Below are 16,232 nucleotides of genomic sequence, written 5' to 3'. Positions count from 1 at the left end.
CTACCCGTGATCGCGCGGGTCCAGCGCATCGCGCAGCCCGTCGCCCAGAAGGTTGAAGCCCATCACCACCAGAAAGATCGCCCCGCCCGGCCAGATCGCCATCCACGGTGCCTGTTCCAGAAAGTTCTTGGCACTGGCCAGCATCGTGCCCCAGCTTGCGGCGGGCGGTTGCTGACCCAGGCCCAGGAACGACAGCGAGGCCTCGGCGATGATCGCGGTGGCGATGGTCAGCGTCGATTGCACGACGATCGGCGGGATCACGTTGGGCAGGATGTAATGGGTCATGATCCGCAGATGGCCCAGGCCAATGGCGCGGGCGCCCTCGACATAATCCTCGGTCTTGACCGACAGCACCTGGCCGCGCGTCAGCCGGATGAAGACTGGCACCGCCGACAGGCCGATGGCGATCATCGCATTGGTCAGCGACGGCCCCAGAAAGGCGGCAAGCGCGATGGCCATGATCAGGAACGGCATTGCCAGCAGCGCATCAGTCATGCGCGCGATGATCTGGTCGATCCAGCCGCCGAAATAGCCCGCGATCAGCCCCAAGGGCACGCCGACCGCCAAAGCGATGGCGACCGAGATCACCCCCGCCATCAGCGAGGCCCGCGCCCCCCAGATCATCCGCGACAGGATATCGCGGCCGATCTCGTCGGTGCCCAGCCAGTGCTGGGCCGAGGGCGCCTTGCGGATCGCCCCCCAGTCGGTTGCGATCGGATCGGCAATCGGCAGGATCGGCGCCAGAGCCGCCAGCACGACAAAGGTCAGCACGAAGATGCCGCCGACCAGTGCCGAACGGTTGGCGCGGAACTTGGCAAGGGCGCGGTTGCGGCGCCGCGGCGCCAGGCCGTCGGTCGTGGCGGCAGGGTTCACAGCGGTTGCATCGCTCACAGGTTCGTCCTCATGCGCGGGTTCAGCACGACATACAGGACATCGGCCAACAGGTTGATCAGAATGAACATCGTCGCCGTCACCAGCACGACGCCCTGGACCACCGCGTAATCGCGGGTAAAGACCGCATCGACGATCATCTTGCCAAAGCCGGGGATGGTGAAGATCTGTTCGGTCAGCACCGCCCCCGCCAGCAATTCGCCAAACAAAAGCGCCGACAGCGTGACCACCGGCAGCAGCGCGTTGCGAAACGCATGGCGGCGCACCACGGTGCCTTCGCGCAGCCCCTTGGCGCGGGCGGTGCGGACGTAATCGGCCTGCAACACCCCCAGCATGGCCGATCGCGTGTGGCGCATCAGCGTGCCCGCGATCGCGGTGCCCAGCACCACGGCAGGCATCAGCATGGTCAGGAAGCTGCGCTTCAGATCGACCCACGGCTCGACATAGCCCGAGGCCGGCAGCCAGCCCAGGTTCACAGCAAACAGCAGGATCATCATGATCCCCAGCCAGAAGTTCGGCACCGACAGACCCGACAGCGCCACGATATTGGCGGCGTAATCAACAAAGGTGCCCTTGCGCACCGCCGAGATCACCCCGGCCGGGATGCCGACCAGCAGAGCAAAGATCATCGACATCACCGCAAGCTGGATCGTCACCGGCAGCTTCTGGGCGATCAGCTCGGTCACCGGCAGACCGGTGCGCAGCGACGTGCCCAGATCGCCGCGCAGCACATCACCCAGCCAATAGCCGTATTGCATCAGAAGCGGGTCGTTCATGCGGTATTGCTCGCGCAGGGCGGCAATGGTTTCGGGGTCGCGATCCTCGCCCGCCAGCACCAGCAGCGGATCGCCGGGCAACAGCTTGGTCAGCAGAAAGACGAAGACCGTCACCAGAAACAGCGTGGGAATCGCCACCAGCAAACGGTTCAGAATGTAACGCGCCATCAGGGCCGGCCTTTCGTTGGTCCCCGCCCGGTCATGCGGCCGGGCGGGGAATGGGACAGATCAGCCGGTCACGCCGCGCAGGCGGATGATGCCGTCCGGGTAAGGCTGGAAGCCCTCGATCCCCTGCCGCATCGTGTAGAAATACTTGATGTGATACAGATAGATCAGCGGCAGTTCGTCCTTCAGGATCGCACGGGTCTGGTCATACAGCGCCTTGCGGGCCTCGGGGTCGGCGATGGTGCGGGCCTCGGCCAGCAGGCGGTCGACCTCGGGGTTGGAATAATGTTCGTCATTATTCGCGGCCCCGGTAAAGACGAAGGGATGGATGTTGGCATCCGGGTCGATGCGCCCCGACCAGCCCTGTTGCGAGATGTCGAAATTGCCCGCGACGTTTTCGGCCAAGAGCGTGGCGAACTCGGTCGGGCGCAGGGTGATGTCGATCCCGGCCTCGGCGGCCATGGCCTGAATGACGGCGCCCTGTTGCTGGGCCTGCGGCGCGTTGCCAGTCTGCATCTCGACACTGATGCGGCCCTCGATCCCGGCCTCGGCCAGCAGCGCCTTGGCCTTGTCGATGTCGCGCGGCGGCACCGGGTCGGTTTCGTCATACCAGAACGACCCCGGCGCGGCCCATTGGTTGCCCGGCACATACAGCCCCTCGAACACCACCTGGTTCAGCGCCTCGCGGTCGATGGCATGGGACAGCGCCTGGCGCACCAGCTTGTTCGACCCCATCGGCCCTTCGGATCGGGCGCCGTTGCCGACATTCACGGTGATGCCCTGATAGCCGATATTGGCGACCTCGAACAATTGCAGACGCGGGTCATTGCGGATCTGCGGCACGTCCGAGGGCTGGGTGCGCTCGGTCATGTCCAGATCACCGGCGCGGACATTGGCCAGCCGGACGGTGCCATCGGGGATCGGCAGATAGATCACGCGGTCATAGTGATACTGGTCGGCCTCCCAGTAATCGGCGAACTTTTCCAGAACGATGCGGTTGCCCTCGACCCGTTCGGCGAACTTGTAGGGGCCCGAGCAGACCGGCTTCGCCCCGAAGGCCGCGCCCGCCGCCTCGGCGGCATCGGGCGAATACATGCGCCCGGCGTGATGGGCCAGTTGCGCCAGCAGCGTGACATCGGGGGCCTTCAGATGGATCGTCAACTGATGCGGGCCGGTGGCCTCGACCGACTTGACCGAGGCGAGTTCGGATTTGCGCCGCGATTCCTGAAGGTTCAGGTTGCGTTCCAGCACCCGGCGCGCGCTTTCGGCGTCAAAGGCGGTGCCATCATGATGGGTCACGCCTTCGCGCAGGGTCAGCACCAAGGCGGTGCCATCCTCGGACCATTCCCAGGCTGTCGCCAGTTCGGGGATGATCTCCATATCGGCATTGGTGTTGACCAGCCGGCTGCAGAGCGATTCATACACCAGCGAAGACACGAAGGTCCGCGACTGCGCCGGATCCAGCGAATCCGGGTCTTCGTTCAGGCCGATGCGCATGTCTGCGGCAAAGGCGGGGGCGGCGATGGCACTGGCCAGGATCGCGGCCAGCAGCGGGTTGCGGATTGTCATCGTCTCTCTCTCCCTTGGGTCATCAATCGGTCGTCAGGTGGTATTGGTGGCGCGCGCCTCGGCGGCGGCGCGATAGATCGCAAAGCGCGCTTCGGCGGTCGGGCTGCGGGTGGCATCGGCCCGCGTCGCCAGATCGACCGGGGCCAGATCCTGCCAGTGGTGGCAGGCGGTCTGGTGGCCCTCACCCGACAGGCGCGGGCGTTCGGTGGCGCAGATCTCGGTGGCATGGGGGCAGCGGGTGTGGAACTTGCAGCCCATGGGCGGGCGCGCGGGCGATGGAATGTCGCCGCCCAGATGATCGACATCAGCGCGCTGCGCCTTGCCATCCGCCCCACGCGGCGCGGGCTGCGGCACCGGGATCGCCGCCAGCAGCGCGCGGGTATAGGGATGGCGCGGGCTGGTATACAGATCCTCGGTCGGCGCCAGTTCCACGACCTCGCCCAGATACATCACCGCAACCCGGTCGGCCATGTGCCGGATCACCGCCAGATCATGCGCGATGACGATCAGCGTCAGGCCGAAATCCTGCTTCAGATCCTCAAGCAGGTTGACGATCTGCGCCTGGACCGAAACATCCAGCGCCGAGACCGGCTCATCCCCGATCAGCAGCTTCGGACCCGAGGCAAGCGCGCGCGCCACGCAGATGCGCTGCCGCTGCCCGCCCGAGAACTCATGCGGGTAGCGGTCGGCGTGTTCGGGGCGCAGCCCGACCTTTTCCAGCAACTCGCGCACCCGCTCGCGGCGCTCGCGGCGCGACAGACGGGCGTGCAGCATCAGGGGTTCCCCGACGATGGTCTCGACGCTCATGCGCGGGTTCAGCGATGAAAACGGGTCTTGAAAGATGAACTGCATCTGCGACCGCAGCGCCCGCATCTGCTGCGCGCCCAAGTCCGTCAGGTCGCGCCCGTCATAGCGGATGCTGCCCGCCGACGGGTCGATCAGCCGCAACAGAAGCCGCGCCAGCGTCGATTTCCCGCAGCCGGATTCGCCCACGATGGCAAAGGTTTCGCCCTGGCGCACATCCAGATCGACGCCATTGACGGCATGGATCACGGTCGGCGCCGACAGCATCCCGCCGCCCATTTCAAAGCGCTTTTCCAGCCCGCGCGCGCTCAGGATGATGTCGCTCATGCCACCTCTCTTGCATGAAGTTCCAGGGGCGCGCGCAGGCAGGCCCAGCCATGGCCCGCGCCGTCATCAGCCCAGGCCGGGCGGCCGGCATCGCAATCGGGGATCGCAAAGGGGCAGCGGCTGGCAAAGCGGCAGCCGGGCGGCATCGCCTCGGGCACCGGCACCGCGCCGGGGATCGTCATCAGCCGCGCGCCGCCCTGCTGGCGGCCGCCAAGCGCGGGCATCGACCCCATCAGCCCCAGCGTATAGGGGTGCTGGGGTTCGTTGAAGATGCGTTCGACCGGGCCGCTTTCGACCACGCGGCCCGCATACATCACCGCCACCTCGTCCGCGATTTCCGCGACCACGCCCAGATCATGCGTGATCATCATCAGCGCGGTGCCGTATTCGTCCTGCAATTCACGCATCAGATCCAGGATCTGCGCCTGGATGGTGACGTCCAGCGCGGTCGTCGGCTCATCCGCGATCAGCAGCGCAGGGTCATTGGCCAAGGCCATGGCGATCATCACCCGCTGGCGCATCCCGCCCGACAACTGATGCGGGTAATCATCCAGACGCTTCTCGGCGGCGGGCATTCTGACCCGGCGGAACATTTCCAGCGCGCGGTCGCGGGCCTCGGCCGGGGTGCAGCGGCGATGGCGGCGCACCGCCTCGGCCACCTGTTCACCGACGGTGAACACCGGGTTCAGGCTGGTCATCGGCTCCTGAAAGATCATCGCCATCTGATTGCCGCGCAACGCCTCGATCTGGCGGGGCGATTGGGTCAGCAGGTCGGTGCCGTTGAACAGCACCTGACCGCGCGTCACGGTGGCCGCGCGACGCGGCAACAGCCCCATCGCCGCCAGCGAGGTGACCGACTTGCCGCAGCCCGATTCCCCCACCACCGCCAGCGTGCGTCCCGGCCGGATCGCCAGGCTGACGCCATCAATCAGGTCGATGGGCTGGCCGCGAAACCGGATCGACAGGTCGCGCAATTCCAGCACCGGCGGCGCATCGGGGGTCGGTCGGTCAGCCGTCATCGGGCGTCGTCTCCTCGCTGGTGAAGGTCAGGAATACGCGCCGCAGGCTGTGCAGATGATCGCGCATGGCGCGCGCCGCGCCGGCTTCATCACCCGCCGCGATCGCATCCAGCAGCAGGCGGTGTTCGTCCAGAACCGGGCGCACCGATCCGGCATGGCGGCGGGCGCGCAGCCGGATGCGGCGCATCCCGGCATCGTGGCGCCACAGGTTCAGGTGGTCGAACAGCGCCAGCAGGATCGGATTGCCCGCCGCCACCGCGATTTCGCGGTGCAGCGCGCTGTCCCACAGATCGGCGCTGTCGACATCCTCGGCGGTCTCGATCCGGGCCGCGCATTGGCGCATCCGGCGCAGCGCCTCGGGGGCGATCCGCTGGGCGGCCAGACGGGCGATGTCGGGTTCCAGGACCAGCCGCGCCTCGATCATCTGGATCAGCGCGGTCGGGCTGGCGGCGGGCGGATGGGCGATGGTCCGGGTCACCGGCGGCGGCCCGGCATAGGTGCCAGATCCATGCTTGCGCCAGACCAGCCCCTCATCCTCAAGCACTTCAAGCGCGCGGCGGATGGCGCGACGGCCCGCGCCAAGCTGTTCGGCCAGATCGCGTTCGGTCGGCAGCCGACCGGCCGGTCGCGCGGCCAGCATCGCCCGGATCCGGGCCAGCACCTCGGCCGAGTTCTGCGGCGCATCAGACGCCCCTTCCCCGCCATCGGTCACCATGTTTTGCGTGAACTGTCCCACTGATGACACCTGGCACCCTGAACCACTTTGCATTGGTTCAGATTAGTGGTTCACCCCTGTCGCGCAACCCTTTTTCGGCAAGGGATTGAAAAAACGCGAAAACCGCCGACTGCGGCGGTCAGGGCATTGGGGGGCAGGCACAAAATCGACGATAACGTCCCGATCAAGCGGGCGTGATCAGCGGGCGGATGCGAAACCGCGCCTCGAATCCCTCGGTGGCGCCTGCGCGGGGGGACAGCAGGTCGAACCTGCCGCCGCTGCGGTCGGCAATGGCGCAGACGATGGCCAGCCCCAGCCCGCTGCCGCCGGCCTGATCGCTGCCACGTTCAAAGCGCTCGGTCAGCCGCGCAAGCGACTGGGGCGGCACCACCGGGCCGTCATTGACCACGCTCAGCACGCCGTCGGCATCCAGCGTGACCTGCACCGGCGCGTCCGGCGGGCCGTGGCGCAGGGCGTTTTCGATCAGGTTGCGCGTGACGATCGCCATCGCATCCGGGTCGAGATCCGAGGCAAGCGGGCCATCGGGCATCTGTAACCGCACGCGCCCCTGATCGTCGCCGCGCGTCAGATCCTGCACGATCAGCGCCACCACCGGGCGCAGGTCGGTGGCACTGTCGCGGCGCATCCGCGCGCCCTCGGCACGGGCCAATTGCAACAGCCGGTCGGACAGCCGCGTCAGGCGTTTCAGCGTCGCCTCGATCCCCTCGGCGCGGCTGCGGGCGGCCTTGTCGGAGGTCTCGACGCGCAGCCTTTGCGCCTGGGCAATCGCCCCGGCCAAGGGGGTGCGCAATTCATGCGCGGCATTGGCGGCAAAGCTGCGTTCGGCGGCAAAGGCGGCATCCAGCCGCGCCAGCAGACCGTTGACGGTACCCGCGAGCGGCACGATCTCGGCCGGCAGGCCCGCATCATCGACCGGGCGCAGATCACGCGCGCCGCGCGCCGCCAGCAGGTCACGAAACCCGCGTAGCGGCGCGAGGCTGGCGCGCACCGCCAGCACGATGGCGATCAGCGTCACCGGCAGCACGATCAGCAACGGCAGCCACAGCCCCAACTGGATCTCGCGCGCGGCCTCGGCGCGGTGATCCAGCGGTTCGGCCACGGTGATGCGGATCGTGCCTTGCGCCGCCGTCTCGCTGTAAAGCCGGTGCCGCGCCGTGGTCTGGAAGCCGGTGCCGGGCCAGGGCGGGAAATCGCCCGGTTCGGCGGCATGGGATTGCAGCAGGATGCGGTCCTGGTTGTCGCGCAGGATATAGGTGAAATATTCGTCCTGCCCGCCTGCCGCAGTGATCCGCTGGCCGCGGCCCGGCGTGTCGCCGTTCAGGATCCCGGCGGCAGCCAGCGGCAGGATGCGCTGCGCGGTTTCCTGAAGCGCGGCGTCGAACACCTCCTCGATCTCGTCGCGGGCAATCAGCGTGGACAGCGTGGCGGCCAGCACCCACAGCGCCGTCAGCGCCAGCCCCAGCCATAGCGCCAGGCGGCCTTGCAGGCTGCGGGGACGGCGCGCCGCCGTCATGGCTGGCCCAGCCGGTAGCCCAGCCCGCGTTCGGTCTGGATGATGCCCGCGCCCAGCTTCTTGCGCAGACGGCTGACGTTGACCTCGATCACGTTGCTTTCGACCTCGGCGCCAAAGGCGTAAAGGCGGTCCTCAAGCTGGGTTTTGGATAAAAGCTGGCCGGGGCGCGCCAGGAAGGCCTCGAACAAGGCCCATTCGCGGGCGGTCAGGGTGATGGGCAGGCCGTCGCGGTGGATGCTGCGCGCGGCCAGGTCGATGGCCAGCGGACCGTGGCGCAGGATCGGGTTCGGATTGCCGCTATAGCGCCGCCGGACCGAGCCGATGCGCGCCGACAGTTCGGCCAGATCGAAGGGCTTGACCAGATAGTCATCGGCGCCGGCGTTCAGCCCCTCGATCCGGTCGCTGATCTGATCCAGCGCGGTCAGGATGATGACCGGCGTCATATTCCCGCGCCCGCGCAGGTGGCGCAGAAAGGCGATGCCACGCCCGTCGGGCAGCAGCAGGTCCAGCAGCAAAAGGTCGAATGCGGTGCCTGCAAGCGCATCGGCAGCGACCTCCAGCCGCTCGGCCCAATCGACCGAATGGCCATCGGCGGCGATCTGATCGCGCACCGCAGCCCCCAGCACCTTGTCATCCTCGATCAGCAATATGCGCATCTTGTCGGGCATGTTGGTGCGGGGGCGCGGTTCGTCAAGGGCATGCGGTGGCGCGGCCTGTCAGGCGGGCAGCAGGCGTGCGATCAGCCCCGGCAGATCGTCGAAATGGTGCAGGATCGCATCTGGCTGGTGGCGGGCGACGTCGCGGCCTTCGGGGCCAAAGCCCACCAGCACCACCGGCACGCCCACGGCGCGGGCGGTCAGCGCATCGGTGATCGTGTCGCCGATCAGCACCGAGCGCGCCCCCCCTGGATCGCCCCCCGCCCCCGCCACCGCCGCCAGATAGGGCGCGGGATCGGGCTTGCGCGTGGGCAAGGTATCGGCCCCGATCAGCGCCGCGAACAGATCGCGGATGCCCAGCCGGGTCAGCAGGGTTTGCGCCAGCCCCTCGGGCTTGTTGGTGCAGATCGCAAGCACATAGCCCGCGTCGCGCAGCGCGTGCAGCATCGGCAAGGTGCCGGGATAAAGCCGGGTATGGGTATCGATATGGGCCGCGTAATAGGCCAGCAGCGCGCGGTAATCGGCCTCGGCCACCGCGTCCGGGTCCAGCCCCAGCCGCGCGGCACCGGCGCGCAGCATCGCCCGCCCGCCCTGAAAGGCTGTCGCCGCATCCGCCATCGTCAGCGGTGCGTCCAGCCGGCGCGCGGCAAAGCAGGCATTGGCCGCCGCCAGCAGATCCTCGGCGGTGTCGGCCAGCGTGCCGTCGAGATCGAACACCACCACCGGGCGGAAACGGGCCATATTTCACCCCTGTTGCAAAGCGTGACGGATAATCCGCGCCCTTCCCCTTGCGGGCCGGGTGGCCATGGGTAAAACGGCGGCGAGCGAAAGAAAAGAGCAGGCCCATGAACAGTGCTTTGATCGTCCTTGCCGCCGGCCGGGGCACCCGCATGAACTCGGACCTTCCGAAGGTGATGCACCCGCTGGCTGGGGTGCCGCTGTTTGCCCATGCGATCAGCGCCGGGCGCGTGCTGGAGCCCGAGCGCATCGTGCTGGTCGCGGGCCATGGCGCGGCACTGGTGGAAAAGGCCGCGCGCAGCCATGCCCCCGAGGCGGTGATCGCGTTGCAAACCGAACAGCTTGGCACCGGTCACGCCGTGGCCCAGGCGCTGCCCGCGCTGGAGGGGTTTCAGGGTCGGGTGATCGTGCTCTACGGCGACACCCCCTTCATCCGCCCCGAAACGCTGGAACGGCTGGCGGCGTCGGATGCCGATGTCAGCGTTCTGGGGTTCCATGCTGCCGATCCGGGACGCTATGGCCGCCTGGTGGCCGATGGGGCCGACCTGCACCGCATCGTCGAATACAAGGACGCGACCGAAGATGAGCGCGCCATCACCCTGTGCAATTCTGGCGTGATCGCGGCGGATGCCACCCTGCTGGCCGATCTGGTCGGCGGCCTTGGCAATGACAATGCGGCGGGCGAATATTACCTGACCGATATCGTGGCTGCCGCCCGCGCGCGCGGCCTGCGCGCCGAGGTGGTGATCTGCGACGAGGCCGAAACACTTGGCATCAACACCCGCGCCGAACTGGCCGCCGCAGAGGCCGATTTTCAGGCCCGCGCCCGCGCCGCCGCCTTTGCCGATGGCGTCACCCTGACCGCGCCCGAGACGGTGATCTTTGCGCAGGATACCGTCATTGGCCGCGATGCGGTCGTCGGCCCCTATGTCGTATTCGGCCCCGGCGTCACCGTGGAAAGCGGCGCGGAAATCAAGGCCTTCTGCCATCTTGAAGGCTGCCACATCAGCCGCGGCGCCGATGTCGGCCCCTTCGCCCGGCTGCGCCCCGGCGCGGAACTGGCCGAAGACGTGCATGTCGGCAATTTCGTCGAGATCAAGAATGCGATCCTGGACGAAGGTGTGAAGGTTGGCCACCTGACCTATATCGGCGATGCTGATATCGGCGCGCGCACCAATATCGGCGCGGGCACCGTCACCTGCAATTATGATGGTGTGATGAAGCACCGCACGACGATCGGCGCGGATGCGTTCATCGGCTCGGACACCATGCTGGTCGCGCCGGTTTCGGTCGGCGCGCAGGCGATGACCGGATCAGGCTCGGTCATCACCGAGGATGTGCCGGATGGCGCCCTGGCGCTTGGCCGGGCGCGCCAGCAGACAAAGCCGGGCCTTGCGCTGCGGCTGATGGAACGGTTGCGGGCGATCAAGGCCCAGAGGAAAGGATAGACCATGTGCGGGATCGTCGGCGTTCTGGGCGAACATGAGGTCGCCCCCCTTCTGGTGGAAAGCCTGAAGCGGCTGGAATATCGCGGCTATGACAGCGCGGGCATCGCCACCGTGCAGGACGGCCACCTGGATCGCCGCCGCGCGGTCGGCAAGCTGGTGAACCTCTCCGATCTCTTGGTCCATCAGCCGCTGGCGGGCAAGTCGGGCATCGGCCATACCCGCTGGGCCACCCATGGCGCGCCGACCACCGCCAATGCCCATCCGCATCGCACCGGCCGCGTTGCCGTGGTGCATAACGGCATCATCGAGAACTTCCGCGATCTGCGCGCCGAGATGGGGGCCGAGGGGTTGGTGGCGGAATCCGACACCGACACCGAAACCGTCGCCATGCTGACCGCGCATCACCTGGATCAGGGGATGGACCATCTGGCCGCCGTGCGCGCCACGCTGGCCCGGCTGGAGGGCGCGTTCGCGCTTTTGTTCCTGTTTGACGGCGAACCCGATCTGATGATCGCGGCGCGCAAGGGAAGCCCGCTGGCCATCGGCTGGGGCGAGGGCGAGATGTTCGTCGGTTCCGACGCTATCGCGCTTGCACCGATGACCGACCGCATCACCTATCTGGATGAGGGCGACCACGCCGTCATCACCCGCGCCGGCGCCACCATCTATGACGCCGACAACCGCCCCGCCAATCGCAGTATCGAACGCATCGAGCTGGGCCAGGCGGCGGTCGAAAAGGCCGGCTACAAGCATTTCATGGCCAAGGAAATCGCCGAGCAACCGGCGGTGATCGACGGGGCGTTGAACGCCTATCTGAAGGACGGCGCGCTTGCCCTGCCGCCGATCGACTTCACCGGCATCGACCGGCTGACGATGGTCGCCTGCGGCACCGGCTTTTACGCCTGCCTGACTGCGAAATACTGGTTCGAACAGATCGCTGGCATCCCGGTCGAGGTCGATGTCGCCAGCGAGTTCCGTTACCGCGAACCGCCGGTCAGCCCGCGCACCATGGCGGTGCTGGTCAGCCAGTCGGGCGAAACCGCCGATACGCTGGCGGCGCTGCGGTTCCTGCGCGGGCGCGCCGACCGGATCGTGTCTGTCACCAATGTCGCCACCTCATCCATCGCGCGCGAGGCTGACCTTGACCTGCAAATCAAGGCCGGGGTGGAAATCAGCGTGGCCTCGACCAAGGCCTTCACCAGCCAGCTTCTGGTGCTGGCGCTGATGGCGATCCGCGCCGGCGCCGATCGCGGCACGCTGAGCACCGATCAGGTCGCGGCCCATCTGGCCGATCTGCGCCGCCTGCCCGGCCTGATGAACACCGCGCTTGCCCTTGAACCCGAGGTCGAGGCGCTGTCGGAACGCATCGCGCAATCCTCGGACGTGCTGTTCCTGGGACGCGGCGCGATGTATGCTCTGGCGCTGGAAGGCGCGCTGAAGCTCAAGGAACTCAGCTATATCCATGCCGAGGGCTATGCCTCGGGCGAGCTGAAACACGGCCCCATCGCGCTGATCGACCGCCACCTGCCGGTGATCGTGCTGGCGCCGCGCGACCGGCTGTTCGACAAGACCGTGTCGAACATGCAAGAGGTGATGGCGCGTCACGGTCAGGTGCTGCTGGTGTCGGATCAGGCAGGGCTTGCGGATGCCGCGGATGGCTGCTGGGCGACGCTGAAAATGCCCGCCTTCGACAGCCCCTTCGCGCCGATCCTTTATGCGGTGCCAGTGCAGCAACTGGCCTATCACACGGCCATCGCCAAGGGCACCGATGTCGATCAGCCGCGCAACCTGGCGAAATCGGTCACCGTCGAATAACGTCTTTCGTCTTGGCGGAAATATCCCGCGGGGTGCGGGGGCGCGAAGCCCCCGTACCTTTTTCACACGTACCTTTTTCACAGCTTCCAGACCTCGATTTCCGGCAGCGCGGTCAGATTGACTCCCAGTTCGCGCATCGCCGACAGCGACACCTGCGAGCCCGCGCCCGCATCGCCCGGCATCGGAATCAGGTTCACATTTACTGCCTTGCCGGTCGCAGGATCGACGATCTTGCCCTTGCCCGCTGCCTTGACGAGCGGCGACTTGATCCAGAACCCGGCATCGGTCGGATTGCCAAGGCTGGCGATGGTGGTGCCCAGTCGGCTTTCACCGGCTGCGGGGGTCGCCGTGGCGGCGGTCGCCTCGGCGCGCTCAGTCGCACTGGCCTGGTCCAGCGCCTCGGGCGCGGCACCACCTGCACCCAGGGTCGCGGGGCGCGCGACGGGGGCCGTCGTGGCGGCAACCGCCGGGCTGGCGGCTGCATCCGCGGTCGGTTGCTGACGCGCGGCCCAGCGGCTGTCGGCGGGGAATTGTCCTTCGGCGCAACCCGCCAGCGCCGCGCCCGCCAGCGCCAGAAGGATGAAACTGTTCTTCGTCATGGCATGTCCCCATTGTCGCAGTCGCGCGCATGATCGCCGCAGCGGCGCGCGCTGACAAGGGGCCGCGGACAGGGGTCAGCGCGCGCCCCCTCGCATCCGCTGTCAACGGGGCGTAAAGGTTTCACTGCTAAAGCCTGCGGGACACGCCCGCCCGGAACCGATTCCATGATCGACACGCTGATTGCCAACCCCTTGCTTTTGTTGTTCGTGATCGCCGCCATCGGCTATCCGCTGGGGCGCATCGGCTATCGCGGCTTTTCGCTGGGCATTGCCGCGGTGCTGTTCGTGGGCCTTGGCTTCGGCGCCCTCAGCCCCGATCTGAAAACCCCGCCGATCCTTTATGAATTCGGCCTTGTGCTGTTCGTCTATACGGTCGGCGTGGCCTCTGGCCCTGCGTTTTTCGCGGCGCTGAAAAGCGGGGGCTTGCGCGACAATGTCACCGTCGCCGGGGTCATCGGCGGGGCGGCGGCGCTGATCGCGGGGCTGGCGGCCCTGTTGGGGCTGAGCGGGCCGCAGGCGGCGGGGCTTTTGTCGGGGGCGCTGACCAACACCCCTGCCCTTGCCGCCGTGCTGGAGCGGATGAAGGCCGCCGACCTGGCCGACGCCGTGCAGGCCCAGCCGGTCGTTGCCTATTCCGTCGCCTATCCGATGGGGGTGATCGGCATGTTGCTGGCGATCACGCTGATGCGGCGGATCTGGCGCATCCCTGACGCCCAACCGCCCGAGCCGATCGGCCACCGCAGCCTGCGCGTGCGCGACCCCGCCGCGCTGCGTGATTTGCCCGACAGCCTGCGCATCGGTCGCTATCGCCACGGCGACGGCGGGGTGCAACTGGCCGGTCTTTATGACGCGCGGGTGCGCGCCGAAATCACGGCGGGCGACATCATCAGCCTGATCGGGCCCGAGCATCTGCTGGCCCGCACCGCCGCCCTGATCGGCGATGATCTGGGCGAATCGCTGGAACTGACGCGCGACACTTTGGACATGCGGCGGATGTTCGTCAGCGCCCATGACATTGCCGGGCGACGCCTTGGCGATCTGCCGCTGTTTGAAAAATACGGCGCCACCGTGACCCGCGTCCGGCGCGGCGATACCGATGTGCTGGCCGATGAAAACACCGTGTTGAACCTCGGCGACCGGGTGCGCGTCGTCGCGCCGCGCGACCAGATCCCAGCGCTGACCAAGCTTTTTGGCGACAGTTATCACCGCCTGTCCGAGATCGACGCGATGACCTTCAGCCTCGGGATCGCGCTGGGGCTGCTGCTGGGGCTGGTCTCGGTGCCCTTGGGCGGCGGGCAAAGCTTCCGCCTGGGGCTGGCGGGCGGGCCGCTGATCGTCGGCCTGGTCCTGGGCGCGATCGGCACGACAGGGCGGCTTAACTGGCAACTGCCCTATAACGCCAACCTGACGCTGCGCCAGATCGGCCTGATCCTTTTTCTGGCCGGGGTCGGTAGCCGCAGCGGACATGCGTTTTTCAGCACATTGGCCAGCCCCTTGGGCCTGACGCTGTTTCTGGCCGGCACATCGGTGACCGTGCTTGCCGCTGTCGCCTTGCTGATCCTGGCGCACAAGGTTCAAGGCGTGCCCTTTGCCCGCGCGACCGGGATGCTGGCGGGGCTGCAAACCCAGCCGGCAGTGCTGGGCTTTGCCAACGAAAGCCTGAAAAGCGAAGAGCCGAACCTGGGCTATGCTACGGTCTATCCGGTCGCCACCATCGCCAAACTGATCCTGGCGCAGGTGTTGCTGGGGATCGGCGCGGGCCCGTGATCGGGCCGCCCGCGCGTCGTCAGGAAGATGCGCGCTCAGGGTTGGTGTCGATGGGTTTTTGCACCGGCGGCCCCTCACAGTCGGGGATGCGCACCGACAGTCAGTCGCGTCGGCCATATCGCCACCGACACGGGGTTGCGCCGATCATTTCGGCACCGAAAGGCCCAAGCGTCTGGGGTCGCAGGCATCTTCGCGCCGCGCGGCACCCCTTCACCGCGCGCGTCGCCACGCGCCGCCCCGGAACACCGCGCGCCTGGTCTACAGCCGGGATCGGCGCCGATGCGGGCCGCAAGCGCCCCGCGCCGCTGATGGCCCCGGCCATTGCATCCCCCCCGCACGGGGCGTAATCAGGGACCATGGAAGACGTCCCTGCCCCCGGTTTTACCGCGACCGACGCCCGGTCCCCGCTGCCGCCGCTGATCGACCCCTTTGCGCGGGCGGTCAGCTATCTGCGGGTCTCGGTCACCGATCGCTGCGATTTCCGCTGCACCTATTGCATGGCCGAACAGATGCAGTTCCTGCCGAAAAAGGATCTGCTGACCCTTGAGGAACTGGACCGGCTGTGTTCGGCCTTTGTCGGCCTGGGCGTCACCAAGCTGCGTATCACCGGCGGCGAGCCGCTGGTGCGCCGCAATATCCTGAGCTTTTTCCGCGCCATGTCGCGGCATCTGGACAGCGGCGCGCTGAAGGAACTGACGCTGACCACCAACGGCAGCCAGCTTGCGCGCTTTGCCGATGACCTGTTCGCGCTTGGAATGCGGCGGGTGAATGTCTCGCTGGACACGCTGGATCCCGAAAAGTTCGCGGCGATCACCCGCTGGGGCCGCCTGCCCCAGGTGCTTGCCGGCATTCGTGCCGCCAGCCGCGCCGGGCTGCGGGTCAAGATCAACGCCGTCGCGCTCAAGGGCTTCAATGAGGATGAGCTGTTCCGCCTGACCGATTGGTGCGCCGCCGAAGGCCATGACCTGACCTTCATCGAGGTCATGCCGATGGGCGATCTGGGCGCCGAGGACCGGCTGGATCAATACTGGCCCCTGTCCGAAGTCCGCGCCCGGCTGGCCGAGCGGCTGACGCTGACCGATGTCGCAGATCGCACCGGCGGCCCGGCGCGCTATGTCCGCGTGGCCGAGACCGGGCAGCGCATCGGCTTCATCACGCCGTTGACGCATAATTTCTGCGAAAGCTGCAACCGCGTGCGGCTGACCTGCACCGGCGAGCTGTTCATGTGCCTGGGCCAGGAGGATGTGGCCGACCTGCGCGCCCCCTTGCGCGACAGCCGCGATGACGCGGCCCTGATCGCCGCCATCCGCGCCGCCATCGCCCGCAAACCCAAGGGCCATGATTTCGACTATTCCCGCCAGGCTGTGTCGGGCCAGATGTCGCGCCACATGAGCCATACCGGCGGTTGA

Annotated in this window: 14 protein-coding genes; 4 read left to right on the top strand and 10 right to left on the bottom strand. The window is 67.4% G+C overall.

Annotation, left to right across the window (positions count from 1 at the left end):
- The 9 genes from ACEYYA_RS12360 to ACEYYA_RS12320 form a co-directional block, all read right to left on the bottom strand.
- Positions 1-891 carry an ABC transporter permease gene (locus ACEYYA_RS12360; protein ID WP_374801073.1) on the bottom strand — a complete coding sequence of 297 codons (891 nt, stop codon included), beginning with the start codon at positions 889-891 and terminating at the stop codon, positions 1-3.
- On the bottom strand, positions 888-1,835 hold the full coding sequence (locus tag ACEYYA_RS12355) for an ABC transporter permease (protein ID WP_374801071.1): 948 nt from the start codon (positions 1,833-1,835) through the stop codon (positions 888-890). The genes ACEYYA_RS12360 and ACEYYA_RS12355 overlap by 4 nt, the downstream gene beginning before the upstream one ends.
- 60 nt (positions 1,836-1,895) lie before the next feature.
- The gene (locus tag ACEYYA_RS12350) at positions 1,896-3,401 is read right to left on the bottom strand and encodes an ABC transporter substrate-binding protein (RefSeq protein WP_374801069.1); all 1,506 of its coding nucleotides are present in this window, start codon (positions 3,399-3,401) and stop codon (positions 1,896-1,898) included.
- 33 nt (positions 3,402-3,434) lie between these two features.
- Positions 3,435-4,532 (bottom strand): ABC transporter ATP-binding protein, encoded by a 1,098-nt coding sequence (locus ACEYYA_RS12345; protein ID WP_374801067.1) that lies wholly within the window; start codon positions 4,530-4,532, stop codon positions 3,435-3,437.
- The gene (locus ACEYYA_RS12340) at positions 4,529-5,551 is read right to left on the bottom strand and encodes an ABC transporter ATP-binding protein (protein WP_374801065.1); all 1,023 of its coding nucleotides are present in this window, start codon (positions 5,549-5,551) and stop codon (positions 4,529-4,531) included. The genes ACEYYA_RS12345 and ACEYYA_RS12340 overlap by 4 nt, the downstream gene beginning before the upstream one ends.
- Positions 5,541-6,287, bottom strand: coding sequence for a FadR/GntR family transcriptional regulator (locus tag ACEYYA_RS12335; RefSeq protein ID WP_374801063.1), 747 nt, complete (start codon positions 6,285-6,287; stop codon positions 5,541-5,543). Before ACEYYA_RS12335 ends, ACEYYA_RS12340 begins: the two co-directional genes overlap by 11 nt.
- Before the next feature lie 163 nt (positions 6,288-6,450).
- On the bottom strand, positions 6,451-7,800 hold the full coding sequence (locus tag ACEYYA_RS12330; RefSeq protein ID WP_374801061.1) for an ATP-binding protein: 1,350 nt from the start codon (positions 7,798-7,800) through the stop codon (positions 6,451-6,453).
- Entirely contained in the window at positions 7,797-8,456 is a 660-nt protein-coding gene (locus ACEYYA_RS12325) for a response regulator transcription factor (RefSeq protein WP_374801059.1), read from the bottom strand. Before ACEYYA_RS12325 ends, ACEYYA_RS12330 begins: the two co-directional genes overlap by 4 nt.
- Before the next feature lie 60 nt (positions 8,457-8,516).
- Entirely contained in the window at positions 8,517-9,197 is a 681-nt protein-coding gene (locus ACEYYA_RS12320) for an HAD-IA family hydrolase (protein WP_374801057.1), read from the bottom strand.
- 104 nt (positions 9,198-9,301) lie between these two features.
- Between ACEYYA_RS12320 and glmU the strand changes: the two genes are divergently transcribed.
- Positions 9,302-10,642 carry a bifunctional UDP-N-acetylglucosamine diphosphorylase/glucosamine-1-phosphate N-acetyltransferase GlmU gene (gene glmU, locus ACEYYA_RS12315; RefSeq protein WP_374801055.1) on the top strand — a complete coding sequence of 447 codons (1,341 nt, stop codon included), beginning with the start codon at positions 9,302-9,304 and terminating at the stop codon, positions 10,640-10,642.
- Positions 10,643-10,645: 3 nt separating this feature from the next.
- On the top strand, positions 10,646-12,457 hold the full coding sequence (gene glmS, locus ACEYYA_RS12310; RefSeq protein WP_374801053.1) for a glutamine--fructose-6-phosphate transaminase (isomerizing): 1,812 nt from the start codon (positions 10,646-10,648) through the stop codon (positions 12,455-12,457).
- Positions 12,458-12,534: 77 nt separating this feature from the next.
- Here the strand turns inward: glmS and ACEYYA_RS12305 are convergent, their stop codons facing one another.
- Entirely contained in the window at positions 12,535-13,056 is a 522-nt protein-coding gene (locus ACEYYA_RS12305; protein WP_374801051.1) for a hypothetical protein, read from the bottom strand.
- A 165-nt stretch (positions 13,057-13,221) separates the two neighbouring features.
- Between ACEYYA_RS12305 and ACEYYA_RS12300 the strand changes: the two genes are divergently transcribed.
- Positions 13,222-14,823, top strand: a complete 1,602-nt coding sequence (locus ACEYYA_RS12300; RefSeq protein ID WP_374801049.1) for an aspartate:alanine exchanger family transporter — start codon at positions 13,222-13,224, stop codon at positions 14,821-14,823.
- A 356-nt stretch (positions 14,824-15,179) separates the two neighbouring features.
- Positions 15,180-16,232, top strand: a complete 1,053-nt coding sequence (moaA, locus tag ACEYYA_RS12295) for a GTP 3',8-cyclase MoaA (protein WP_374801048.1) — start codon at positions 15,180-15,182, stop codon at positions 16,230-16,232.

This window comes from Paracoccus zhouxuedongae (assembly GCF_041927815.1).
Classification (GTDB): Bacteria; Pseudomonadota; Alphaproteobacteria; order Rhodobacterales; family Rhodobacteraceae; genus Paracoccus.
Note: the sequence above shows the minus strand (reverse complement) of the source record. Positions and strands in the feature narration are given on the sequence as shown.

Coding starts and splice junctions, on each gene's coding strand:
- glmU (WP_374801055.1), top strand. CDS start 9,302: ATGAACAGTGCTTTGATCGTCCTTGCCGCCGGCCGGGGCACCCGCATG.
- ACEYYA_RS12320 (WP_374801057.1), bottom strand. CDS start 9,197: ATGGCCCGTTTCCGCCCGGTGGTGGTGTTCGATCTCGACGGCACGCTG.
- ACEYYA_RS12350 (WP_374801069.1), bottom strand. CDS start 3,401: ATGACAATCCGCAACCCGCTGCTGGCCGCGATCCTGGCCAGTGCCATC.
- glmS (WP_374801053.1), top strand. CDS start 10,646: ATGTGCGGGATCGTCGGCGTTCTGGGCGAACATGAGGTCGCCCCCCTT.
- ACEYYA_RS12345 (WP_374801067.1), bottom strand. CDS start 4,532: ATGAGCGACATCATCCTGAGCGCGCGCGGGCTGGAAAAGCGCTTTGAA.
- ACEYYA_RS12300 (WP_374801049.1), top strand. CDS start 13,222: ATGATCGACACGCTGATTGCCAACCCCTTGCTTTTGTTGTTCGTGATC.
- ACEYYA_RS12355 (WP_374801071.1), bottom strand. CDS start 1,835: ATGGCGCGTTACATTCTGAACCGTTTGCTGGTGGCGATTCCCACGCTG.
- ACEYYA_RS12325 (WP_374801059.1), bottom strand. CDS start 8,456: ATGCGCATATTGCTGATCGAGGATGACAAGGTGCTGGGGGCTGCGGTG.
- ACEYYA_RS12340 (WP_374801065.1), bottom strand. CDS start 5,551: ATGACGGCTGACCGACCGACCCCCGATGCGCCGCCGGTGCTGGAATTG.
- ACEYYA_RS12305 (WP_374801051.1), bottom strand. CDS start 13,056: ATGACGAAGAACAGTTTCATCCTTCTGGCGCTGGCGGGCGCGGCGCTG.
- ACEYYA_RS12330 (WP_374801061.1), bottom strand. CDS start 7,800: ATGACGGCGGCGCGCCGTCCCCGCAGCCTGCAAGGCCGCCTGGCGCTA.
- moaA (WP_374801048.1), top strand. CDS start 15,180: ATGGAAGACGTCCCTGCCCCCGGTTTTACCGCGACCGACGCCCGGTCC.